Source organism: Ruegeria sp. YTSA144 (assembly GCF_059610125.1).
This window is the reverse complement of sequence record NZ_JBXWNA010000005.1, coordinates 153,509-174,407: the sequence shown is the minus strand read 5'-3', so window position 1 is coordinate 174,407 and position 20,899 is coordinate 153,509. Positions and strand designations below refer to the sequence as shown.

The 20,899-nt window shown below is 59.3% G+C and carries 22 protein-coding genes; 12 read left to right on the top strand and 10 right to left on the bottom strand.

Features of this window, described 5'->3' with window-relative positions; all coding sequences use genetic code 11:
* Positions 1 to 43 precede the first annotated feature (43 nt).
* From glcF to AC2FF8_RS12745, 3 genes are read right to left on the bottom strand one after another with little or no spacing between them, the layout of a single operon-like run.
* On the bottom strand, positions 44 to 1,357 hold the full coding sequence (glcF, locus tag AC2FF8_RS12755) for a glycolate oxidase subunit GlcF (protein ID WP_496879869.1): 1,314 nt from the start codon (positions 1,355 to 1,357) through the stop codon (positions 44 to 46).
* 4 nt (positions 1,358 to 1,361) lie between these two features.
* Positions 1,362 to 2,462 (bottom strand): glycolate oxidase subunit GlcE, encoded by a 1,101-nt coding sequence (glcE, locus tag AC2FF8_RS12750; protein WP_496879868.1) that lies wholly within the window; start codon positions 2,460 to 2,462, stop codon positions 1,362 to 1,364.
* The gene (locus AC2FF8_RS12745) at positions 2,452 to 3,951 is read right to left on the bottom strand and encodes an FAD-linked oxidase C-terminal domain-containing protein (RefSeq protein WP_496879867.1); all 1,500 of its coding nucleotides are present in this window, start codon (positions 3,949 to 3,951) and stop codon (positions 2,452 to 2,454) included. Before AC2FF8_RS12745 ends, glcE begins: the two co-directional genes overlap by 11 nt.
* A 79-nt stretch (positions 3,952 to 4,030) precedes the next feature.
* Between AC2FF8_RS12745 and AC2FF8_RS12740 the strand changes: the two genes are divergently transcribed.
* Complete coding sequence (locus tag AC2FF8_RS12740; RefSeq protein ID WP_170345722.1) at positions 4,031 to 4,741, top strand: DUF599 domain-containing protein; 711 nt, start codon at positions 4,031 to 4,033, stop codon at positions 4,739 to 4,741.
* A gap of 35 nt (positions 4,742 to 4,776) precedes the next feature.
* Positions 4,777 to 5,124 carry a hypothetical protein gene (locus AC2FF8_RS12735; RefSeq protein WP_496879866.1) on the top strand — a complete coding sequence of 116 codons (348 nt, stop codon included), beginning with the start codon at positions 4,777 to 4,779 and terminating at the stop codon, positions 5,122 to 5,124.
* Positions 5,125 to 5,127: 3 nt separating this feature from the next.
* Here the strand turns inward: AC2FF8_RS12735 and AC2FF8_RS12730 are convergent, their stop codons facing one another.
* From AC2FF8_RS12730 to AC2FF8_RS12715, 4 genes are all read right to left on the bottom strand, one after another.
* Positions 5,128 to 5,613: a flavodoxin family protein gene (locus AC2FF8_RS12730; RefSeq protein ID WP_425079393.1), complete on the bottom strand. Its 486-nt coding sequence runs from the start codon at positions 5,611 to 5,613 to the stop codon at positions 5,128 to 5,130.
* A gap of 1 nt (position 5,614) precedes the next feature.
* The gene (rlmH, locus tag AC2FF8_RS12725; protein WP_257599796.1) at positions 5,615 to 6,085 is read right to left on the bottom strand and encodes a 23S rRNA (pseudouridine(1915)-N(3))-methyltransferase RlmH; all 471 of its coding nucleotides are present in this window, start codon (positions 6,083 to 6,085) and stop codon (positions 5,615 to 5,617) included.
* Between the two features lie 44 nt (positions 6,086 to 6,129).
* On the bottom strand, positions 6,130 to 6,489 hold the full coding sequence (rsfS, locus tag AC2FF8_RS12720; RefSeq protein WP_217358180.1) for a ribosome silencing factor: 360 nt from the start codon (positions 6,487 to 6,489) through the stop codon (positions 6,130 to 6,132).
* A gap of 164 nt (positions 6,490 to 6,653) precedes the next feature.
* Complete coding sequence (locus AC2FF8_RS12715; RefSeq protein WP_496879865.1) at positions 6,654 to 8,006, bottom strand: mechanosensitive ion channel family protein; 1,353 nt, start codon at positions 8,004 to 8,006, stop codon at positions 6,654 to 6,656.
* A gap of 115 nt (positions 8,007 to 8,121) precedes the next feature.
* Between AC2FF8_RS12715 and AC2FF8_RS12710 the strand changes: the two genes are divergently transcribed.
* The 6 genes from AC2FF8_RS12710 to AC2FF8_RS12685 all read left to right on the top strand — a co-directional run bounded on the left by AC2FF8_RS12710 (position 8,122) and on the right by AC2FF8_RS12685 (position 13,091).
* Positions 8,122 to 8,217, top strand: a complete 96-nt coding sequence (locus AC2FF8_RS12710; protein ID WP_224857982.1) for an isopropylmalate isomerase — start codon at positions 8,122 to 8,124, stop codon at positions 8,215 to 8,217.
* Positions 8,218 to 8,260: 43 nt separating this feature from the next.
* On the top strand, positions 8,261 to 9,664 hold the full coding sequence (gene leuC, locus AC2FF8_RS12705) for a 3-isopropylmalate dehydratase large subunit (RefSeq protein WP_170345728.1): 1,404 nt from the start codon (positions 8,261 to 8,263) through the stop codon (positions 9,662 to 9,664).
* A gap of 37 nt (positions 9,665 to 9,701) precedes the next feature.
* Positions 9,702 to 10,256: an HdeD family acid-resistance protein gene (locus tag AC2FF8_RS12700; RefSeq protein WP_170345729.1), complete on the top strand. Its 555-nt coding sequence runs from the start codon at positions 9,702 to 9,704 to the stop codon at positions 10,254 to 10,256.
* Positions 10,257 to 10,298: 42 nt separating this feature from the next.
* Complete coding sequence (gene leuD / locus AC2FF8_RS12695) at positions 10,299 to 10,904, top strand: 3-isopropylmalate dehydratase small subunit (RefSeq protein WP_170345730.1); 606 nt, start codon at positions 10,299 to 10,301, stop codon at positions 10,902 to 10,904.
* Positions 10,905 to 11,235: 331 nt separating this feature from the next.
* Positions 11,236 to 12,066 carry a hypothetical protein gene (locus AC2FF8_RS12690; protein ID WP_170345731.1) on the top strand — a complete coding sequence of 277 codons (831 nt, stop codon included), beginning with the start codon at positions 11,236 to 11,238 and terminating at the stop codon, positions 12,064 to 12,066.
* A complete protein-coding gene (locus AC2FF8_RS12685; protein ID WP_496879864.1) occupies positions 12,063 to 13,091 on the top strand; it encodes an endonuclease/exonuclease/phosphatase family protein in 1,029 nt (342 codons plus the stop codon). Before AC2FF8_RS12690 ends, AC2FF8_RS12685 begins: the two co-directional genes overlap by 4 nt.
* Here AC2FF8_RS12685 and AC2FF8_RS12680 read toward each other — a convergent pair.
* On the bottom strand, positions 13,083 to 13,991 hold the full coding sequence (locus tag AC2FF8_RS12680) for a Rossmann-fold NAD(P)-binding domain-containing protein (protein ID WP_496879863.1): 909 nt from the start codon (positions 13,989 to 13,991) through the stop codon (positions 13,083 to 13,085). The two genes, AC2FF8_RS12685 and AC2FF8_RS12680, sit on opposite strands and share 9 nt — an antisense overlap.
* A gap of 84 nt (positions 13,992 to 14,075) precedes the next feature.
* Between AC2FF8_RS12680 and AC2FF8_RS12675 the strand changes: the two genes are divergently transcribed.
* A complete protein-coding gene (locus AC2FF8_RS12675; protein ID WP_496879862.1) occupies positions 14,076 to 14,969 on the top strand; it encodes a LysR family transcriptional regulator in 894 nt (297 codons plus the stop codon).
* Positions 14,970 to 14,972: 3 nt separating this feature from the next.
* On the opposite strand, the gene AC2FF8_RS12670 is transcribed toward AC2FF8_RS12675, so the two are convergent.
* Positions 14,973 to 15,500, bottom strand: a complete 528-nt coding sequence (locus AC2FF8_RS12670; RefSeq protein WP_496879861.1) for a redoxin domain-containing protein — start codon at positions 15,498 to 15,500, stop codon at positions 14,973 to 14,975.
* Between the two features lie 91 nt (positions 15,501 to 15,591).
* On the opposite strand from AC2FF8_RS12670, the gene leuB reads away from it, so the two are divergent.
* Positions 15,592 to 16,695 carry a 3-isopropylmalate dehydrogenase gene (leuB, locus tag AC2FF8_RS12665; protein ID WP_170345736.1) on the top strand — a complete coding sequence of 368 codons (1,104 nt, stop codon included), beginning with the start codon at positions 15,592 to 15,594 and terminating at the stop codon, positions 16,693 to 16,695.
* 72 nt (positions 16,696 to 16,767) lie between these two features.
* Here the strand turns inward: leuB and AC2FF8_RS12660 are convergent, their stop codons facing one another.
* Positions 16,768 to 18,942, bottom strand: a complete 2,175-nt coding sequence (locus AC2FF8_RS12660; protein ID WP_496879860.1) for a transglycosylase domain-containing protein — start codon at positions 18,940 to 18,942, stop codon at positions 16,768 to 16,770.
* Between the two features lie 258 nt (positions 18,943 to 19,200).
* Here AC2FF8_RS12660 and AC2FF8_RS12655 point away from each other — a divergent pair, with 258 nt between their 5' ends.
* Both AC2FF8_RS12655 and AC2FF8_RS12650 read left to right on the top strand, forming a co-directional pair.
* Positions 19,201 to 19,539, top strand: coding sequence for a P-II family nitrogen regulator (locus AC2FF8_RS12655; protein ID WP_170345738.1), 339 nt, complete (start codon positions 19,201 to 19,203; stop codon positions 19,537 to 19,539).
* A 34-nt stretch (positions 19,540 to 19,573) separates the two neighbouring features.
* The gene (locus AC2FF8_RS12650; RefSeq protein WP_170345739.1) at positions 19,574 to 20,896 is read left to right on the top strand and encodes an ammonium transporter; all 1,323 of its coding nucleotides are present in this window, start codon (positions 19,574 to 19,576) and stop codon (positions 20,894 to 20,896) included.
* Positions 20,897 to 20,899: the final 3 nt, after the last annotated feature.

Here is a 20,899-nt window from a genome sequence, read left to right as displayed (position 1 = left end):
AGGAATTTCCCTGGAAAATGATGCGCGCTGGCATCAGCACGATTCACCGCAAGACAGGAACGGCGTTGCCTGTTCTGTGCAAGGCCGGTGGCTTTGGCCCGCCCGTCGCCCAGTCCAGCAACTCTACCGTATGAACAATCGGCAGTTGCGTAGCAGAACCGATCTGCATCATGCACCCGATATTGCCGGCGGCAATGATATCAGGCTTTTTCGCCTCAAGTGTTCTGACTTTTCGCTGTTTCAACTGGCCCGATATTTCCGGCTGCATCAGGTTGTACGTTCCCGCGCTACCGCAGCACAAATGACTGTCGGCGGGTTCGACAACCGAGAAACCCGCGTGTTTCAGCAAATCTTTGGGATAGGATTTGATCTTCTGCCCATGCTGCAACGAACAGGCCGCATGGTAGGCGACGGTCAGGTTTTGGTTTTCCCCCGTCGGCAGATCCAACTTGATCAGAAGTTCAATGATATCCATGGCGATTGCAGACACACGCGCCGCATCTTCGGCTAGCGGGTCATTGCGAAACATGTGTCCGTAATCTTTCACGGTGGTGCCACAGCCGGAGGTATTGATGACTATGGCGTCCAACCCACCACCGTCCATTTCCCGTTTCCAGGCTCTGATATTGGCTTTTGCCGCCATATGACTGTCTTGCACCTTGCCCATGTGATGGGTCAAAGCTCCGCAACACCCGGCACCATCGGCGATCACGACCTCGCACCCCAATCGAGTCAGCAGGCGGATCGTGGCGTCATTGATATCGGTGTTCAGCGCCCTTTGCGCGCAGCCCGTCATCAGCGCCACCCGCATTTTTCGTTCGCCGCCGGGCACAAAACTCTGCGGATCATCGTTGCGGCTGACAGGCGGGATATGCTTGGGCGCCATGTCCAACATCGCGCGCAGCCGGGCATCAGGCATCAGGAACCGGAAAGGGCGGCCCAGCCTGGCCCCGATCAGGGCCCAACGGAATCGCATGGGATAGGGCAGGATCTGCGCCAGAACCCAGCGCAACGCACGATCCGTCAGCGGGCGCTTGTAGTTTGCCTCGATGTATTCGCGCGCATGATCGACCAGATGCATATAGTGCACGCCTGACGGGCAGGTGGTCATGCAGGCCAGACAGGACAGGCAGCGGTCGATGTGCTTTACCGTCTTTTCGTCGGGCACACGCTCGTTTTCCAGCATGTCCTTGATCAGGGAGATGCGCCCACGCGGACTGTCGAGCTCATCTCCCAGCACCTGATATGTCGGGCACGTGGCCGTGCAAAATCCGCAATGGACGCAGTTGCGCAGAATCTCGTTCGAGCGCTGGATGGCCGGGTCCAGCAATTGCTTTTCCGTGAATTTTGTCTGCATCGCCCTATCCCATCAGTCCTGGGTTGAACAAACCGCGCGGATCAAATTTCGCACGCAAGCCCTTTGTCAGAGCCGATATTGATGTGGGTTCCGGATGAAATCGCCCCAGTTTTCTGATTGTTTCGCAGTCGGATCGTACCAAAGTGGCATGACCTGAAAACGCACCAAGCCGGGCACGCACATCCGTGCCGGCCGGGACCCGCAGCCAGACAAGACCACCGCCCCAGTCAAACAGCGCTTGATCCGCTTCGGCGCGCGCCGAAATCTCCGCCGCGTCACCCGGTTTTACCGAAAGCCTCCAGACGTCCCCCTCCTTGCCCTGAAATGGGTGAACGTCACGTATTCCAGCCCAAAGCGCGTCGGACTTGCTTTCCTCAGCAACGTCCCCAAAACCTTCCAACTCAGCTGTCAATCTGCTTGTCCGATATGCAACCGAATCCACAAAACCTTCGACCCTAATCAAGGCTTTTTGAAGACTTGGGTCATAGGCCGCGCCCGTCACCTCAAATGGAGATTTCAGTGCTGCCGAAAGAACCCGCACAGCAACGCCGATGTCTGAGACTGCAACGGAAAGGGTTGAACTTCGCTCCGGCTTGGGCAGCACCTTCAACGACACCTCGGTCAGAACGCCCAAAGTGCCCCAAGACCCACCCATTAGCTTGACCAGATCGTAGCCGGTGACGTTCTTCATCACCCGCCCGCCGTTCCTGATCACCTGCCCGCGCCCGTCGACGAAGCGCACTCCTAAAAGATAATCCCGGCACGCCCCGGCCTGAATCCGCCGCGGGCCCGAGATGTTGGCCGCCACAACACCGCCAATCGTCGGCTCACCCCGGGTCTCCAGCAAACCCCGGTGATCCATCGGTTCAAAGGCCAGTTGTTGCCCTTCCCCATCCAACGCCGCCTCAATCTCAGCCAGCGGTGTACCCGCCTTTGCCACAAGTGTCAGCGCCCCGGGTTCATAGAGGGTAATACCGCTCAGCCCGGATACCTTCAGTTCGGGCTCCCTCCCGGTCACACCGCGCGTACCACCTCCGGCAATCCGCACCGGACCGCTCAGCCCGGCCACAAGTTCGGCCAATTCAGCTTCCGTCTCAGGTCTCATTTGCTTCATCTTTTCCAAAATACTCCGGGGGCAAGGGGGCAGAGCCCCCTTGCTCCGCCGCAATGCGCCGCGCCCGAGACACATCCAAAGGGAAAACTTTCGCAGGATTCAGCAGCCACTTGGGGTCGAACACATCTTTGACCGCCATCTGCGCCTCAAGATCGACAGGGGCATATTGATGCGACATGAGATCCCTCTTCTCGATGCCCACGCCATGCTCACCGGTCAGACAACCGCCTTCGTCCACGCATAGTTTCAGAATTTCGGCCCCGAATGCCTCGCATTTTTCCAGATCACCCGGTTTGTTGGCATCGAAAAGGATCAACGGATGCATGTTCCCGTCTCCTGCGTGAAAAACGTTCCCGACAGGCAGACCGAATTCTTCACTCAATTCGCCGATGCGGCGCAGCACCGTCGGCAGGGCCGACACCGGGATCGTACCGTCCAGGCACATGTAATCGTTCAACTGCCCCATGGCGCCGAAGGCCGATTTCCGACCAAGCCAGATTTTTGCGCTTTCTTCGGCTGACTGGCTTTCTCGCAGTTCGACCGGGTTGTGGCGTTTGGCGATCTCGATGATTTTCGATAGCTGATGGTCGATTTCCGCTTCCGACCCTTCCACTTCGACAATCAACAGCGCATGGCAGTCGGGGTATCCGGCATGCGCAAAGTTTTCGCATGCTTTTATGCACAGCGTGTCCATGAACTCGATCGCAACCGGCAGAATACCCGATTTGATAATGTCCGAGACACACCGGCCCGCCACTTCGTTGTCGTCGAACCCCATCAGAACCGGCCGCGCGCCTTCGGGTCTGCGCAGAACGCGCAGTGTCGCTTCGGTCACCACGCCCAACTGACCTTCCGAGCCGCAAATGACGCCCAACAGGTCCAGCCCGGGCGCATCCAGATGCGCGCCGCCGATCTCGACGACACTGCCATCCATCATCACCATGGTCACGCCCAGAAGGTTGTTCGTTGTCACACCATATTTCAGGCAATGGGCACCACCTGAATTCATCGCGATATTGCCGGCGATGGCACAGGCCAGTTGCGAAGACGGATCCGGCGCATAGAAGAAGTCTTCTTCCTCGACCGCACCGGTGACGCTCAGATTTGTGCGCCCCGTCTGCACCCTGATGAAACGGTTGTCATAGTCAACTTCCAGCACCTCATTCATCCGCGCGACGCCCAGAATGACGCAATCGGCCGTCGGCAACGCCCCGCCGGCCAGCGACGTACCCGCACCGCGCGGCACGACCGGCACGCCTTCTTCATGGCAAATGCGCAAAACGTCCGAGACTTCCTGCGTGCTCGACGGCAGCACGGCCAGCATCGGAGGGCATTTGTAAGCCGTCAGGGCATCGCATTCATAGGCTCGGGTTTCAACCGGATCATGGATAATTGCCGTATCTGGCAGAACCCGCGACAGCCGCGAAACGATCGCGCCTTTCCGGTTCAGTACGTCCGGGCTTGGCTTTGGCATTTCCATGGCGTCCCTCCCTTTGGTAAAATAATATTACCAATTTACCGCACTGGCAAGTTCCGATCTCCGGTCGTACTGTCGCGCCATGACCTGGATCGAACGTGCCGCCCTGTTTTCCCCTCTGGATTATGCTGCCATGGCAATATTGCTGGGTGCGTGGCTGTGGATCGGATGGAAGATCGAACACCCGTCACCACAAAAGCCGTCCGTCGCCCTTGTGATGGATGGCTACCGCCGCGGCTGGATGCACGAGATGGTGACGCGCCAGCCACGCATGTTCGACGCTCAGGTCGTGGCCGCCATGCGTCAAGGCAGTACCTTTTTCGCCTCAACCACGATGATTGCCATCGGGGGCGGTCTGGCCCTGTTGGGCAATACCGAGCGGCTGGCCGGAGTGGCTACGGATCTTGCCATCGGCAGCGCTCCGGCGATGGTTTGGGAAATCAAGATTCTTGTCGTCGTCCTGCTGCTGGCCAATGCTTTTCTGAAATACGTCTGGGCACATCGTCTTTTTGGCTACTGCGCCGTGTTGATGGCCTCGGTCCCCAACGACCCCGAAGACCCGAACGCCTATCCTCGGGCCGGTCAGGCGGCCGAGATCTGCGTGACCGCCGCCCGAAGCTTCAACCGTGGTCTCCGCGCCACCTATTTCGCCCTTGCTTCGCTGGCATGGTTTCTTGGGCCGATGGCATTGGTGTTGGGCACGATGATCACATTCGGTGTCCTGTATCGCCGCGAGTTTGCATCGCAGTCCCGCGCGATCCTCATGGCCCAAACCTCAAACACAGAGACGTGATCCCCATGCGCCGCGTTAAACCGTACGTTCGATCCATGCGATATGTGATTCTCAGTGCCCTTCTGGCTGCCCCTGCCCTTGCCGACCCGCCGACAATCGAGCAGGTCCGCGCCAGTGCCACAGGTGACACATGGCGGTTCGACGTGACGATCCGGCATCCCGATACAGGCTGGGATCATTACGCCGACGGATGGCGCGTTTTGGACATGGACGGGAATGAGCTGGGAATGCGTGTGCTGCACCATCCGCATGAGACCGAGCAGCCTTTTACACGCTCGCTTGGTGGCGTGGTCATTCCGGAAAGCGTTTCGCAGGTGCAGATTCAGGCGCGGTGCAATGTGGATGGCTGGAATGAAGACACCACATTGGTCAAATTGGACTGACCTTCAGAATATCCCCATGGCAAGACCCGCACCCAGCGCGGAACCGATCTCGCGACACCGATCCAGTTGATCTTCCGGAATGGCTTTCCGGGCCAGAATGGCCTCGGGCGTTTGTGCTTGGGTGCAGATGATCAACGGAGGCTGAACCTCTTTCAACCGCCAGCCAGTGGCAATCCGGGCAATCTGGCGGGCGGCATTCTGTCCGTCCGATCCGGCGCAAATCATCTGCGCATAAGGGCGACCTTCGATCTTTCCCAGCACCGGGTAATAGCAGCGGTCGAAAAATTCCTTCATCAGGCCCGAAATCGCCGCCAGATTTTCTGGCGCGCAGAAGATGTAGCCGTCGGCGGCCAGTACATCTTCAGGCCCGGCCTGATCCGCGGGAACGAGTTTCGTGTCCGCCTCACCCCGCGCTGCTTCAGCCGCCGCTTCGGCCATCTGCCGGGCACCGCCTGTGCGCGAGTGGTAAACGATCAGAAGCTGCGCCATGTCAGACCCGGTGATAGGGACCGCCCGACAGAATGGTCGCGGCCCGATACAGTTGCTCGGCCAGCATCACACGGACCAGCATATGAGGCCAGACCATCGACCCGAACGAGAGGGAAAAGTCGGCTTCTGCCCGCAAAGCAGGGTCTATTCCGTCGGCCCCGCCGATGATCAGCGCCAGATCCTGCCGCCCCGCATCGCGCCAACCACCCAGTTTCCTGGCAAAATCGGGCGAAGACATCACGCGCCCGCGCTCGTCCAGCGTACAGATCACCGCGCCCTTGGGCAGCGCCTTGCGCAGCAACGCGGCTTCGGCCCCCATGCCTGCGTTTTTCTTGTCTTCAACCTCGATCACCTTCGCAGGACCAAGACCCAGGCCACGGCCGGTCCGGTCAAAGCGGGTCAGGTAATCATCAAGCAGGGATTTCTCCGGTCCGGCGCGCAATCGCCCGACCGCAACTATGCTGATACGCATATCTCTCTCGCCTCCGGCCCCTCAATACGGGCCGGGATGGCGCCTCAGTTCGCCGAGGCGCTGCCGCCCTGAGGCAGCCACATCTTTTCCAGCTGGTAGAATTCGCGCACTTCGGGGCGGAAGATATGGACGATCACGTCGCCCGTATCGATCAGCACCCAGTCGCCGGCATCCTTGCCTTCGACCTTCGAGGTGAAACCGAATTCCTGCTTGATGCGATCCGTCAGCTTTTCCGCCATGGCCGAGACCTGACGGGTCGACCGACCCGAAGCAATCACCATGTGATCCGCGACAGACGACTTGCCTTGCAGGTTGATCTGCACGACGTCTTCGGCCTTGTCATCGGAAAGTGAGGAAAGGATACGCTCAAGCAGCTTGTCGCTGATTGACTGAGAGCGGGCCATTACACCGGCCCCGTCTTCGGCGGGCAAACCCGCCTGTGTATGTAGAGACAGGACATAGTCCTCCTTTGCTGCGCGCCGCCAAACCCCGGCGCCGGGGTACTAATAAGGTAACAAGGGGAATGCAACATTTCAATGAAAGCGCGTCCGGCCCCGTCCACAGGTGATCACTCTTCTGCGATTTGTTGCATGTTTGCGTTTTCGGGCAAAATCCGAACCTCGCGCTGCGGGAAGGGGATCGAGATGCCTTCGTCCTGAAACGCTTCCCATAGCGCAAGATAGACATTACCCCTGATATTGGTCAGCCCCTTGGTCGGATCGCTGATCCAGAACCGCAGAACGTAATCCACGCTGCTGTCACCAAAGCCGGTGATATGGCAAACCGGTTCATGTTTTCCGCCACTCAGCACGCGGGTCACCGCCTTTACAGCCCGGATCGCCGTTGCACGCACTTTGTGGGGATCATCCTCATAGCTGGTGCCGAAATCCAGATCCAACCGTACGAATTTGTCGGAATGCGACCAGTTGACCACCTGGTTGGTAATCAGGTCCTCGTTCGGGATCAGGTATTCCCGCCCGTCCCGCGTGACGACCGAGACATAGCGTGCGCCCAGCGCGTTGATCCAACCGAACGTGTCACCCAGAGAGATCACGTCGCCCGGCTTGATCGACCGGTCCATCAGGATGATGATCCCCGAGATCAGGTTCGACACCACTTTTTGCAGGCCGAACCCGATGCCCACTCCGATTGCGCCCGACAGCAGCGCTATGCCGGTCAGATCGAAGCCCAGCGTGCGGATCGCGGCCAGAAAGACCGCACCGTACAGCAGCACCTGAATTCCCTTGGCCAACAACACCTGCATGGACGGGGTGATGTCGTCATTGCTCTGCAAGCCACGCTCGGCCGCGCGGGTGCCGATGCGGGCCAGCGTCAACAGGACTCCGATCAGCAGGATGGCCTTGAGAATGCCCAGCAACGAAATGTGCAGGTCCCCGACGGAAATCGCGACCCCATCGAGGAATTCGGCCACGTCATCCGTCAGATTCAACGCAACAAGCGTTGCATAGACCCACATTGCCCACTTGAATATCCGGCGCAGCGTCCGGTTGCGGACAAGCCTCGCGACCAATGCGATAGCCAGCCACGCAGTTGCCAGAGTTGCAATGATCCCAATGAGGTAACTGCGCGAAGGCCAGGTGACATGCTGCATAACCTGATACAGGAACCAGGACAGCAGCACGAAATAGACCAGTGTCAGCCGCTGCATCATCTGCACCATGATGCGAAGCCGCCATTTCGGCCATCCGGTGCGGGCACGCGTCCAGGCATCCCATCGCGGCTGTGTCAGAGTTTTCAGAAGGAAAGCCAGCGCCCAAAGAAAAAGGATGATGATCAACTGATACTGCCGCCAGCCCGGCGTAATCACCAACTCGATCAGTTCCTGAAATTCCGAGGAGAACCCCGCGACCATGTTGTTGTAAAGGTCAGACAGTGAGCCGGGGATCAGATCTTGGTTCATGCGCGCCTCCTGCACCGCAGCTTGGACAGCAACGCCGGGCGTTGCAAGCCTGACACCGGTTTTGAACCTTGATTGCAGCAAGGGCGCAGTATATCTGGACCGCATGAGACTCAATGTGGCCCAAGAACAGAATCTGGAAGACCGCGCGCGTCTGCGCGAACGGTTCTTTGGGGCTGCCCGCACGGTCCTGGCACGCCTACCCGTCGCCTGAGCCAACTCGCCAGCCATTTCTCATTACACACGGGAGAGGACCGATGTCCCCCAAAACACTCTATGACAAGATCTGGGATGCCCATGTCGCGCACGAAGCCGATGATGGCACCTGCCTGCTGTATATCGACCGCCATCTGGTGCACGAAGTCACCAGCCCGCAGGCCTTCGAAGGTCTGCGCATGGCGGGCCGCAAGGTGCGCGCACCGGAAAAGACAATCGCCGTACCGGACCACAACGTACCCACCACACCGGACCGGGTGAACGGTATTGAAAACCCCGAATCGCGCATTCAGGTCGAAGCACTGGACAAGAACGCCCGGGATTTCGGCATTCACTATTACCCGGTGAATGACGTCCGTCAGGGCATCGTGCACATTGTCGGCCCCGAGCAAGGCTGGACCCTGCCCGGCATGACCGTTGTCTGCGGCGACAGCCATACCGCCACGCACGGCGCCTTCGGCGCGCTGGCCCACGGCATCGGCACGTCCGAGGTCGAACACGTTCTGGCCACGCAGACACTGATCCAGAAGAAATCCAAGAACATGAAGGTGGAAATCACCGGCAAATTGCAGCCGGGCGTGACCGCCAAGGACATCACCCTGGCCGTGATCGGCAAGACCGGCACTGCTGGCGGCACCGGCTATGTCATCGAGTATTGCGGCGAAGCCATCCGCAACCTGTCGATGGAAGGCCGCATGACCGTCTGCAACATGGCCATCGAAGGTGGCGCACGCGCGGGGCTGATCGCACCGGATGAAACCACGTTCGAATATGTCAAAGGCCGTCCGCATGCGCCCAAGGGCGCGCAGTGGGAGGCCGCTCTGAACTGGTGGAAAACGCTCTATACCGATGAAGACGCGCATTTCGACAAGGTCATCACCCTGCGTGGCGAAGACATCGCGCCCGTCGTCACCTGGGGCACCAGCCCCGAGGATGTTCTGCCGATCACGGCAACCGTGCCGCACCCCGAGGATTTCGAAGGCGGCAAGGTCGAGGCGGCCCGCCGGTCAATCGAGTACATGGGTCTGAAAGCCGGTCAGAAGCTGAGCGATGTCGAAATCGACACCGTCTTTATCGGGTCCTGCACCAACGGACGTATTGAAGACCTGCGTGCCGCGGCCGAGATCCTGAAAGGCAAGAAGATCAAGGACGGCATGCGCGCCATGGTCGTGCCCGGCTCGGGGCTGGTCCGCGCTCAGGCCGAAGAAGAAGGCCTGGCCGACATCTTCAAAGAGGCCGGATTCGAATGGCGTCTGGCAGGCTGTTCGATGTGTCTGGCGATGAACCCGGACCAGTTGCAACCGGGTGAACGCTGTGCCGCCACCTCGAACCGTAACTTCGAGGGCCGTCAGGGTCGCGGCGGGCGCACACACCTGCTGAGCCCGGCAATGGCTGCCGCAGCGGCAATCACGGGACGGCTGACAGACGTCCGTGAATTGATGTAAGCTGCCCTCATATCTAGATATTTGAGGGATTGAAGACATGAGTGACTGGATTAAATGGCTCCTGTTGGGGCTTCTATCGATAGCGTTCGGCATCTTTGCGCTGGGCAATGCGATTGCGGCTTCGCTTGCCGTAACGGTCGTGACCGGTGCGCTACTGCTGATTGCGGGCGCGTTGCAGGTGGTCGGCGGATTCACCGTCGAAGGCACCGGCAACAAGATTCTGTCACTCATCATGGGCGCGGTCATGCTGTTCCTGGGCTGGTCCTTTCTGGATCACCCGCTACAGGGAACGCTGACGCTGGCGACCGTGATGCTGATCCTGTTCATGGCGGGCGGCATTGCACGGGTCATTCTGTCGTTCCAGATGAAAGGAACACAGTTTTTCTGGCCCACGATGATCTCGGGCATCTTGTCGATCATCCTCGCAGGTATCATCTGGTCTTACGCAAGCAGCGAACCCGCCGCCTTGCTGAGCCTTCTGGGTATCCTGCTGGGAATCGAGATGCTGTTCAACGGGTTCGGATTGGTGTTCATGGCGCTCTTCTTGAAAAACGTACCCAAGGACGAAACAACCAAAGCGAAAGAAGCTTAATCGCAGGACACGGGCGCGGCCCTCTCCTGCAGGAGTGTAGACATGGAAAAGTTTGAAAAAGTCCACGGGGTGGCCGCCCCGATGCCATTGATCAACATCGACACTGATATGATCATCCCCAAAGTGCATCTGAAAACCATCAAACGGTCCGGCCTTGGCGTCGTGCTGTTTGATGAAATGCGCTATCATGATGACGGGCAGGAGAATGAAGAATTCGTCCTGAACAAGCCCGCCTATCGCGAGGCCGAAATTCTGGTCGCCGGCGACAATTTCGGCTGCGGCTCGTCACGCGAACACGCGCCATGGGCGATCAAGGATTTCGGCATCAAGGTCGTGATCTCGACCAGCTTTGCCGACATCTTTTTCAACAACTGCTTCAAGAACGGCATCCTGCCGATCGTGGTCGAAGAAGAACATCACGCGATCCTGATGGAAGACGCCCATAAGGGTGAGAACGCCCGCATGACCGTGCACCTGGAAGATCAGCAGATCACCACTTCGGACGGGGTCGTGATCGAATTCGACATCGACCCGCACCGCAAGCACTGTCTGCTGAACGGTCTGGACGACATCGGTCTGACCATGGAGAAAAATCACCACATCGACAAATTCGAGGATCACGCAAGTCAGGCCCGCCCCTGGGTGTAAGGCCCGAGCCGATTCTTTGGACATACAACCTAACGGGGTCGCCAAGGCGGCCCCGCTCTCATTCTTGGGGTTGATTTTCACAGAACCACAACATCTTGATCTCACTTTGAGATACACGTCGGATTTGCGTCGAAAATGATGCAATCCCGCACCAGTTGCGCCATCATTTTGCCCGAAATCACGTGTTTTCTGCACCCTGTCTTGAGCGAAATGCCGCTTATCGTCCATGTTGGCGCTAAAGAGGCATCCGTCAAAACTCGAGACGATGGGAACAAGTTGGAATGTAAGTCGGCGAAGATCGGCTTATCCGGTTTGAAAAAGGGTTCGGATAGTGATTGCGCGCACAACAGGGGCGGCGATACGCGGAATACTTGTGGCACTGATGGTGCTGACACCCGCGTTGTACCTGCCTGTATCATCGACGAACGGGACCGAGATTCTGGTCTTCCTCGCGATTCTCGCGTTCATCCTGACGTTCGCCGAGTACAATTCTGCCTTTCCCAGCTTTATTGAATTTCGCGATGCTCCACCGGTGAACCGTCTGCGATTTGTCGGGTTGATGTCGATGGTCACCTTTCTGACGCTGGTTTGCAAAAACGCCTATGAACCGACTGAACTGACCACGTTTGCCTACGCTGTGGGTCTGGCCGTCGCGAATGTCGCGGACTTCCCCTATTCCCCGGTTCGGTTGATCGTGCTGATGCTCCCCTTGGATGCGGGCCAGCCATTGATCGAACTGGTTCGGATCGCAGCCAGCGTAGCCTACGTCGCTGCTTTGGTCACAGTCGCCAGCTTTGCCTATGCGGTCAAGGTGCGTGGCTGGCCCACGGGCAATGGCGCCTTCAACGTGTGGACCAATCTACCGCTGTTTGATCCCACCAAGGGCGGCGATGTTGTTACCCGCCTGCAACGTGACGGACGCCTGAATATCTGTATTGGTGTTCTGCTTCCCTTCGTCATCCCCGCTGTCATCAAGCTCATGAGCAGCGTTGTCGCCCCGATCTCGCTGAGCAATCCGCAGACGCTGATCTGGACCATGTGCGCCTGGGCCTTCCTGCCCGCCAGCATGATCATGCGCGGCATGGCGACGCTTCGCATCGCAGGTCTGATCGTGGAAAAGCGCCGCGCCTATTCGACAAGCGAGACAACGCAGGCCGCATGATCCGCGCCCTTGCTTTGCTGCTGCTGCCTTTCTCGGCACAGGCAGAGGTTTATCGCATCGCCACCTACAACACTGAACTCAGCAGAAACGGCCCCGGCCTGCTGCTGCGCGACATTCAGCGGGATGATGCGCAGGTTGCCGCTGTCGTCGAGGTCATTTCCGCCGCGCGACCTGATGTCATAGCCCTGCAAGGCATCGACTGGGATCTGGAAGGCGCAGCCCTGAGCGCCCTGTCCGAAAAACTGCGCGATGCCGGTCTGGATTTCCCCTATCACTTTTCCGCCCGACCAAATGCAGGGCTGGAAACACTGCTGGATCTGGACGGCGATGGCCAAACGCAAGGTCCCGGCGACGCACAGGGCTGGGGAAAGTTCACCGGCCACGGAGGGGTAGCGGTGTTGTCCCGTTTCGAAATCCTGACCGATGACGTTCAGGATTACACCGATCTGCGGTGGAAAGACCTGCCTGGGGCCACTTTACCAAGCAAAAACGGCCTTCCCTTCCCGTCTGAAGCTGCGCACGACATTCAGCGCCTGTCCTCGACCGTGCATTGGGTGCTTCCGATCGAAACCCCGAATGGGCGTTTCAGCCTGATGACCTTTCACGCTGCCCCACCGGTTTTTGACGGCCCCGAAGATCGCAATGGTCTGCGCAACAGGGATGAGATTCGCCTGTGGTCGGTTTTGCTGAATGGCGGTCTGGGGCCAGTTCCTCAAAGCCCCTTCGTGATAGCTGCGGACGCCAATCTCGACCCGACCCGCGGAGAAGGCCACAAGCAGGCCATTCGCGCGCTTTTGACCGATCCCCAGGTGCAGGACCCGATGCCAAAGGACCCATCGGGTTCATCAGCAACAGTCGAATGGAAAGCCACCGGGGAAATGCGCGTTGACTATGTGTTGCCGTCCAGTGATCTGCAAATCTTGGAAACCGGCATTGTCTGGCCCGTGGAAGGTGACACGCTGTACGACAGTGCCCGACGCGCCAGCAGGCATCGACTGGTCTGGGTTGACATAATCCTACCCTAGAACCTCGCCCCTGTTCCCGGTTGTCGGCGATGAAGCGGCCCGTTGGGGCGGAATGGCGGAACGCAAGGCATCCTCCAAATTCGTTTTGGGAAACGAGCCCAGCAATTCTTTCACATAGCCGCCATCCAGTTGATGCGGCACGTGCCAGAGGTACCGCATCTCGATCAAATGAGGGGCCATGCGCCAGAATGGGCGGGCCAATTGCAATGGCCACCATTTCATGCGCCGCACTGCAACCGTCCGGCCGGTGACATGCGAAAGCGATTGAGCGATCTGCGTCCCGGTCAAAGCATACCCTTCAAATGGAACATCGCAGTATCGGGGGAGGTCTTCGCGAATCTCAGCCAGCGCGACGGCGGCGCGGGCCAGATCAGGCAGAAAGGCCCAAGCGTGCGGCGCCTCCGGATCACCGGGATAAACGAACCGACCGCGCGACAAACGCTTGATCATGACCTGATCGAACCAGTTTCCGGATGCATTGGTGTCAATGAAATCCCCGGCACGCAAAAGGATGGTGCGCACGGTCGACGCGCGATAGGCCTCTTCCATGTCGATCCGGACCCGACCCAGAGGATTGGTGGCCCGATGCGGCGTCCCGCCCGACCATGGACCCGGCGTATCTTCGCCAAATACGTAGACATTGCCCGGCACAATCACGGTCGCCCCCGTATCTGAGGCCGCATCTATCACCCGCTTGGTCAGCACAGGCACATCGCGCGCCCAATCGGGATAGGGCGGATTCCATCCGTTCACGATGACGTCCACGCCGCGCGCCACCTGTGACAGCGAATCGGACCTGCGGTCAAATTCTGTCACGTCCCAGCCCGCGTGCCTGAATGCATGTGCTGCATTGCGTCCAAAGCGACCTGATGCGCCCAATACCAGTGCTGATCGTGCCATGTCTGCCTCCTGACTGAGATCAATCTACCCATTCACTTCGCGCAAGGAATTGCCGCAGAACGCAGAACGTGTATTCATTTATGAATGGATAAAGCACTGACACATGCAGATTGGTCTCTGATCCAATGCTTTCTGGCCGTGGCCGAGACCGGATCGCTGTCTGCCGCCGCACGGCATCTCAATCGCAGCCAACCCACTTTGGGGCGACAGGTTCAAAATCTCGAGGACGAGCTGGGTGTCTCGCTTTTCGATCGCCACGCGCGCGGTCTGAAGCTCAGCGAAGCGGGTTCACAGCTTTTGCCGATGGCCCAGCAAATGCACAGCGCCATGACCGCGTTCAGTCTTGCCGCCGCGGGGCAATCGCAACAGCTTGAAGGCTCGGTGCGTATCACCGCATCGGTCTTTGCCTCGCATCACCTGCTGCCACCGATACTGGCGTCCATCCGCAAGCAGGAACCCACGATTCAGCTGGAGCTGGTGGCCACCGACACCACCGAGAATCTGCTCTATCGCGAGGCGGATATCGCCGTGCGTATGTATCGCCCTGCGCAGGTAGATCTCATTTCCCGCTATCTCGGGGATGTGCCGCTGTGTTTTTGTGCCGCCAAGTCCTATCTGGACCGGAAGGGGCGCCCCAAGACGCCGGAAGAACTGTTTACGCATGACCTGGTGGGGTTTGACGCGAACCAGGAAATCATCAAGGCCATGCGTGAAAAGGGATGGCCCGCCAGCCGCGGCAGCTTTGCCACCCGCTGTGACCTGCAAAGCGCCTATTGGGAACTGATCCGGGCGGGCTGTGGCATAGGCTTCAGTCAGGTACAGGTTGCCGAAGCCGACCCCGACGTGGAAATCCTGCCGCTGGATGTGGACATCCCGATTCTTCCGGTGTGGCTGGCCGCACCTCAGGCCATGCGCCAGACCCCACGCATTCGCAGGGTCTGGGATTTGTTGGCCGAAGGGCTCAAAGCCAGTCTCTGACGATCAAAGAGGGCCGGTATAAGTGCCGCGCGCGGGATAGTTGTTGCCCAGAGTGAATTTCAAACCACCCGCAATATCCGCCATGGACGGGCGACCGAAAGGCGTGGTCTGTTGCCACGCATAGTACAGCGTCCGGTCGGGTGCGATGTAGAAATGCCCGGGCTCTGCGAACAGGTCCGGTTCGGCGCTGCCTTCGCGCTTGATCGAGATGTTCAGTCCCCAATCGTCGCGCGCAGCAGACAGCGGCAGGCTGTGACCCACACGCAGGCGCAACGCTCCGGCTTTGTCGGCGGCTTGCGTCGCGCGCTCGGCTGTATCGGTGGTGATCATGATGACCTCGACGCCCAGAGCCGCAAAGTCATCCAGCGCCGCTTCGACCTCGGCCATCTGCCTGATGCAGATCGGGCAATGCAGCCCGCGATATTGAATCACCAGCGTCCCGTTTTCGCCCTTGTCCACGTCAAGATCGAAGCTGCCATGGGCAACAGTATCGATTTTCAGCGCAGGAACCGGAATTCCAGGTGTCAGCATGTGATTTCCCTCTGATTTGGCAGGTTCGTCTCATTGACCCGATGCAACGCAGACGCTAGGCCCTGTGCAACAAAACGCAAGGAGACTGTCGATGTCCAACCCCTCGCTCCTCATCCTGCCCGGAGACGGAATTGGCCCGGAAGTTATGGCCGAAGTGCGCAGAATCATTGATTGGTTCGGCGCCAATCGCGGTCTTCAATTTGACGTGAGCGAGGACCTTGTCGGCGGTGCCGCCTATGATGCCCACGGCACGCCTCTGTCCGATGAGACGATGGCCAAGGCGCAGGAGGTCGACGCCGTTCTGCTCGGCGCCGTTGGCGGTCCGAAATACGACGATCTGGATTTCAGCCTGAAGCCCGAGCGCGGCCTGCTGCGCCTGCGCAAGGAAATGGACCTGTATTCGAACCTGCGTCCGGCCCAGTGCTTTGACGCGTTGGCCGATTTCTCGTCGCTGAAGAAAGACATCGTTGCCGGTCTGGATATCATGATCGTGCGCGAACTGACCTCGGGCGTCTATTTCGGTGAACCGCGCGGCATCTTCGAGGAAGGCAATGAACGCGTTGGCATCAATACCCAGCGCTACACAGAATCCGAGATTGAACGCGCCGCGCGCTCGGCCTTTGAACTGGCGATGCGCCGGAACAAAAAGCTGTGCTCGATGGAAAAGGCCAACGTGATGGAATCGGGCATCCTGTGGCGCGAAGTCGTCAACCGCGTTTCCGCTGACTACCCCGAGGTCGAACTGAGCCATATGTACGCCGACAACGGTGCCATGCAGCTGGTGCGCGCGCCGAAACAGTTCGACGTGATCCTGACCGACAACCTGTTCGGCGACATCCTGTCGGACTGCGCCGCGATGCTGACCGGGTCTCTGGGTATGTTGCCGTCGGCGTCGCTGGGCGCGCCGATGGCCAATGGACGCCCCAAGGCGATGTACGAGCCCGTACACGGGTCGGCCCCCGATATCGCAGGTCAGGGCAAAGCCAACCCGATCGCCTGTATCCTCAGCTTTGCGATGGCTCTGCGCTACAGCTTTGATCAGGGCGAGGAAGCGGATCGGCTGGAAGCTGCGATCGAGAAAGTTCTGGCCGACGGTGTGCGCACCGGCGATCTGCTGGCGGATGAGGGCGTTCAGCCCGTGTCGACCAGCGAAATGGGCGACGCGATCCTGTCTGCATTGGACGCAAGCGTCTAATCAACGAAACAAAGAAGAAAAGGCGGTGCCCGGTGCACCGCCTTTTTTTGTTCTGTCGTTTTCGAGTTTGCTTTAGTTGCCGCCGAAAATGTTCTTAAGCAGATTGTTGATGTCGTTGGCAAAACCTCCGCGCTTTCGGCGGGGCTGCGGCTGGGCGACCTGAACCGGTGGTTCCGGCGCCATCATCGGCAAGGGTGTGGGTGTCATCCCCTCGGTCACGCGCAGCATGGTTTCCTTCCAGATCTCGGCAGGCAACCCGCCCCCGGTTACGCCGGACAAAGGCGTGTTGTCATCATATCCCATCCAGACCCCGGCCACATAATCCGCCGTGAACCCGATGAACCACGCATCGCGCGCGGCCTGGGTCGTTCCGGTCTTGCCCGCCACCTGCCAGCCGGGCAATTTGGCCCGCCCGCCGGTTCCTTCAGAGACCACACGTTCCATCATCCAGGTCAGCTGTCTGGCAGCCTTTTCATTGATGACCCTCTCGCCAATACCGGTTGTCGTGACCATGACGGGTGTTTCGTCGCCCAGCAGTTTCAGTTCGGTCAGCCCGTAAGGCTCAACCTGTGACCCGCCATTCAGGATGCCCGCATATGCGCCGGTCATCTCGATCAACGTGCTTTCAGAGGCACCAAGCGCCAGCGCGGGCCCCTGTGCCAGGTCGCTGGCAATCCCAAAGCCGCTGGCGACCGTCCGAACATTGTCCAGGCCGGAAATCTCGGCCACTTTCACCGCCGGTATGTTCAGCGAGTTTTTCAGCGCATCGGCCAAGGTCACCCGCCCATAATACTTGTTGGTATAGTTCTTGGGGCACCACTGGCCTGACCCCGGAATATCGACGCAATAGGGTTCATCCATCACCGTATCCAGCGGCGAATATCCCAGTTCCAGCGCGGTGGCATAGACGAACGGCTTGAACGACGATCCCGTCTGACGCAACGCCTGTGTCGCCCGGTTGAACGCGCCAGACACGCGTGTCTTGCGCCCGCCAACCATGGCACGTACCGCGCCGTCTGCCGACATCACGACAATGGCCGCCTGCGCCTTTGATCCTTCGCGGACTTTTTCCTGAAAGATGAACTTCAGCGCCTCTTCCGCAGAAGTCTGGATGCGCTGATCCAAGGTCGTCCGGATCACCACATCTTCGGTCGTGTTGCGGGTAAAGAACTCGGGCCCGCTGGCCATGACCCAATCCGCAAAGTACCCCCCGGCCCGCGCAGCTGCCGCCTCGGACAGTTGCGCAGGTCGCGCTCGTGCTTCGCTGGCCTGCGCAGTGGTCAGATAGCCCTGATCCTCCATCAGACCGATCACAAGGCGGGCCCGGTCCTGAGACCGTTGCAGATTGTTCGTCGGCGCATAGCGTGTGGGCGCAACCAGTAGCCCGGCCAGCATCGCTGCCTCGGCCGGCGAGACTTCGGCCGCGGACTTGCCAAAGTATCGCTGGCTTGCGGCCTCGAACCCGCGCGCGCCTGCACCAAGGAAAGCCCGGTTCAGGTAGATGGTCAGAATTTCATCCTTGGAGTATTTCACCTCCATCGCCATTGCGTAAACAGCCTCTTTGGCCTTGCGCCACAGTGATCCCTGACGGCAATCGGATTCATAGGCAGCCTCGGATTCCCATTCAGTCGGATCATAAGGCACGCCCAGACACAGCAGTTTGGCCGTTTGCTGCGTTATGGTCGACCCGCCATGCCCGGACAACGGGCCGCGCCCTTCGCTCAGGTTGATGCGTACGGCGCTTGCCACACCGCGCGGACTGACACCGAAATGGCGATAGAAGCGTTTGTCCTCGGTCGCGATGACGGCGTTTTTCAGATGCGGGGACACCGTATCAGCCGTGATCACCCCGCCAAACTGGTCGCCGCGCCACGCAAACACTTTGCCGTCCCGGTCCAGCAGCGTGACCGATCCGCGCGCACGCCCGTCCAACAAGGCGTCCAGGTCCGGCAAAGAGGTATAGACGACGCCCACTGCCAAAGCGATCACAATGGCCACAACTGCGCCAACCCGCCAGGTCAGACCCCAGACCATACGCCAGACCCAGCGGAAAAAGCGACGCAAGATCCCGCCGCCCTTGCCGCCCGATCTCTTGCGCGTCTTCTTGCGCGCGGTTTTGCGCGTGGTTGTCTTGCGGGCCGTCGCCTTCTTGCCCGCCGGGCGCTTGGACGCCGACGGTTTACGGCCCTTTGACGGGTACCTTCTATCCGCAACCAATTTCGGCTTGCGTCGCTTGGACTCAGTCATGCTCAAACTCTGCCCGGTTTTTCTTTTGCGCCACCATACCCCGCTGACCTGAGTATGTAGAGGTCCGATTTTCCGAAAATTCCCCTCACAACACCGCCTGTTATTTAATCAATGCACCCGACATGTGCAAAAAATGTGCAACTTTCCGCCATTTGGCAGCCCTTTCGCCCCCAAGAGCCGTTTCTTACCACGTTCAGTCGCGCATTTTTCTGCGGGTGCAAACAAACCGGCTCCACCGGAGAACCAGAGGGGAAAGACGTGAAACTGATCATTGCGACAATCAAGCCGTTCAAGCTGGAGGAGGTGCGCGAGGCACTGACCGAGGCCGGCGTGCGCGGCATGATGGTGACCGAGATCAAGGGCTTCGGCTCGCAATCCGGCCACACCGAAATCTATCGGGGGGCCGAATACGCGGTGAACTTCGTGCCCAAGATCAAGCTGGAAATCGTGGTGCCCGCCGCGATGACCGACCAGATCGTCGAGACCATCACCAAAACCGCCAAGACCGGCAAGATCGGCGACGGCAAGATTTTCGTCCTCGATGTCGAGCAGGCGCTGCGCGTGCGGACCGGGGAAACCAACGAGGACGCGCTGTAAAGCGCGCCCAATCACACTCATTCGAGGAAGACACATGAACCTGATGAAATCTCTCATCCCTGCCGCCGCGATTGCCGCGCTGCCGCAGATGGGCCTGGCGCAAGAGGCCGCAGGCGAGACCGCACAGCATACGCAATACATCCTGACTTCGCTGTTGTTTCTGGTCGGCGGTTTTCTGGTATTCTGGATGGCCGCGGGCTTTGCCATGCTCGAGGCCGGTCTGGTGCGTTCGAAAAACGTGGCCATGCAGTTGGTCAAGAACATGGGCCTGTTTTCCTTTGCGGCCATCATGTACTGGCTGGTCGGCTTCAACCTGATGTACCCCGGTGATGGCTGGACCATCACAGGCATTCTGGGCGCGTTCTCGCCAACGTCGCTCGAGCCGGTTGGTTTGGCCGACACCGAAACCGCGCTGGATTATGCGTCGGTCGGTTCAGACTTCTTTTTCCAGCTGATGTTCTGCGCCACCACCGCGTCCATCGTGTCGGGCACCATGGCCGAACGCGTCAAACTGTGGCCCTTCTTCTTTTTCGTGATCGTCCTGACGGGCATCATCTACCCGATCGAAGCGTCCTGGCAGTGGGGTGGCGGCTGGTTGTCCGAGATGGGCTTCAGCGACTTCGCCGGCTCGACCCTGGTGCATGCCGCAGGTGGTTTCGCCGCTCTGGCCGGTGCCATCGTCCTGGGCCCGCGTATCGGTAAATACAACAAGGAAGGCAAAGTTGTGCCCATCCCCGGCTCGAACCTGGCGCTGGCTACCCTGGGGACGTTCATCCTGTGGTTGGGTTGGTTCGGTTTCAACGGCGGTTCGCAGCTGGCAATGGGAACCATTGGTGACATGGCCGATATCAGCCGTATCTTCGCCAACACCAACATGGCCGCCGCCGCCGGTGCCGTCGCCGCCCTGATCCTGACGCAGGTGATGTACGGCAAGGTCGACCTGACCATGGTGCTGAACGGTGCGCTGGCCGGTCTGGTGTCAATCACCGCTGAACCACTGGCACCGTCGCTGTTTCAGGCACTGATCATTGGCGCAATCGGCGGTGTGATCGTTGTCCTGACCGTTCCGATGCTGGACCGTATGAAGATCGATGACGTGGTCGGTGCGATCCCGGTTCACCTGATCGCAGGCTTCTGGGGCACCTTCATCGTGGCATGGACCAACGGTGATGCATCCTTCGTGACCCAGATCATCGGCTTCGCGGCCATCGGTCTCTTCGTTTTCGTGGTCAGCTTCATCCTGTTCTCGATCCTCAAGGCCACCGTCGGCCTGCGGGTCGGCGAGGAAGAAGAGATCAACGGGCTCGACATGGGCGAACTGGGTATGGAAGCCTATCCCGAGTTCTCGAAAGGCTGAGCC

Coding starts and splice junctions, on each gene's coding strand:
- glcE (WP_496879868.1), bottom strand. CDS start 2,462: ATGAGACCTGAGACGGAAGCTGAATTGGCCGAACTTGTGGCCGGGCTG.
- AC2FF8_RS12730 (WP_425079393.1), bottom strand. CDS start 5,613: ATGGCGCAGCTTCTGATCGTTTACCACTCGCGCACAGGCGGTGCCCGG.
- AC2FF8_RS12650 (WP_170345739.1), top strand. CDS start 19,574: ATGAACCTGATGAAATCTCTCATCCCTGCCGCCGCGATTGCCGCGCTG.
- AC2FF8_RS12735 (WP_496879866.1), top strand. CDS start 4,777: ATGCGATATGTGATTCTCAGTGCCCTTCTGGCTGCCCCTGCCCTTGCC.
- leuC (WP_170345728.1), top strand. CDS start 8,261: ATGTCCCCCAAAACACTCTATGACAAGATCTGGGATGCCCATGTCGCG.
- leuD (WP_170345730.1), top strand. CDS start 10,299: ATGGAAAAGTTTGAAAAAGTCCACGGGGTGGCCGCCCCGATGCCATTG.
- AC2FF8_RS12715 (WP_496879865.1), bottom strand. CDS start 8,006: ATGAACCAAGATCTGATCCCCGGCTCACTGTCTGACCTTTACAACAAC.
- AC2FF8_RS12670 (WP_496879861.1), bottom strand. CDS start 15,500: ATGCTGACACCTGGAATTCCGGTTCCTGCGCTGAAAATCGATACTGTT.
- AC2FF8_RS12685 (WP_496879864.1), top strand. CDS start 12,063: ATGATCCGCGCCCTTGCTTTGCTGCTGCTGCCTTTCTCGGCACAGGCA.
- rlmH (WP_257599796.1), bottom strand. CDS start 6,085: ATGCGTATCAGCATAGTTGCGGTCGGGCGATTGCGCGCCGGACCGGAG.
- rsfS (WP_217358180.1), bottom strand. CDS start 6,489: ATGGCCCGCTCTCAGTCAATCAGCGACAAGCTGCTTGAGCGTATCCTT.
- AC2FF8_RS12660 (WP_496879860.1), bottom strand. CDS start 18,942: ATGACTGAGTCCAAGCGACGCAAGCCGAAATTGGTTGCGGATAGAAGG.
- AC2FF8_RS12745 (WP_496879867.1), bottom strand. CDS start 3,951: ATGGAAATGCCAAAGCCAAGCCCGGACGTACTGAACCGGAAAGGCGCG.
- AC2FF8_RS12740 (WP_170345722.1), top strand. CDS start 4,031: ATGACCTGGATCGAACGTGCCGCCCTGTTTTCCCCTCTGGATTATGCT.
- leuB (WP_170345736.1), top strand. CDS start 15,592: ATGTCCAACCCCTCGCTCCTCATCCTGCCCGGAGACGGAATTGGCCCG.
- glcF (WP_496879869.1), bottom strand. CDS start 1,357: ATGCAGACAAAATTCACGGAAAAGCAATTGCTGGACCCGGCCATCCAG.
- AC2FF8_RS12680 (WP_496879863.1), bottom strand. CDS start 13,991: ATGGCACGATCAGCACTGGTATTGGGCGCATCAGGTCGCTTTGGACGC.
- AC2FF8_RS12675 (WP_496879862.1), top strand. CDS start 14,076: ATGGATAAAGCACTGACACATGCAGATTGGTCTCTGATCCAATGCTTT.
- AC2FF8_RS12700 (WP_170345729.1), top strand. CDS start 9,702: ATGAGTGACTGGATTAAATGGCTCCTGTTGGGGCTTCTATCGATAGCG.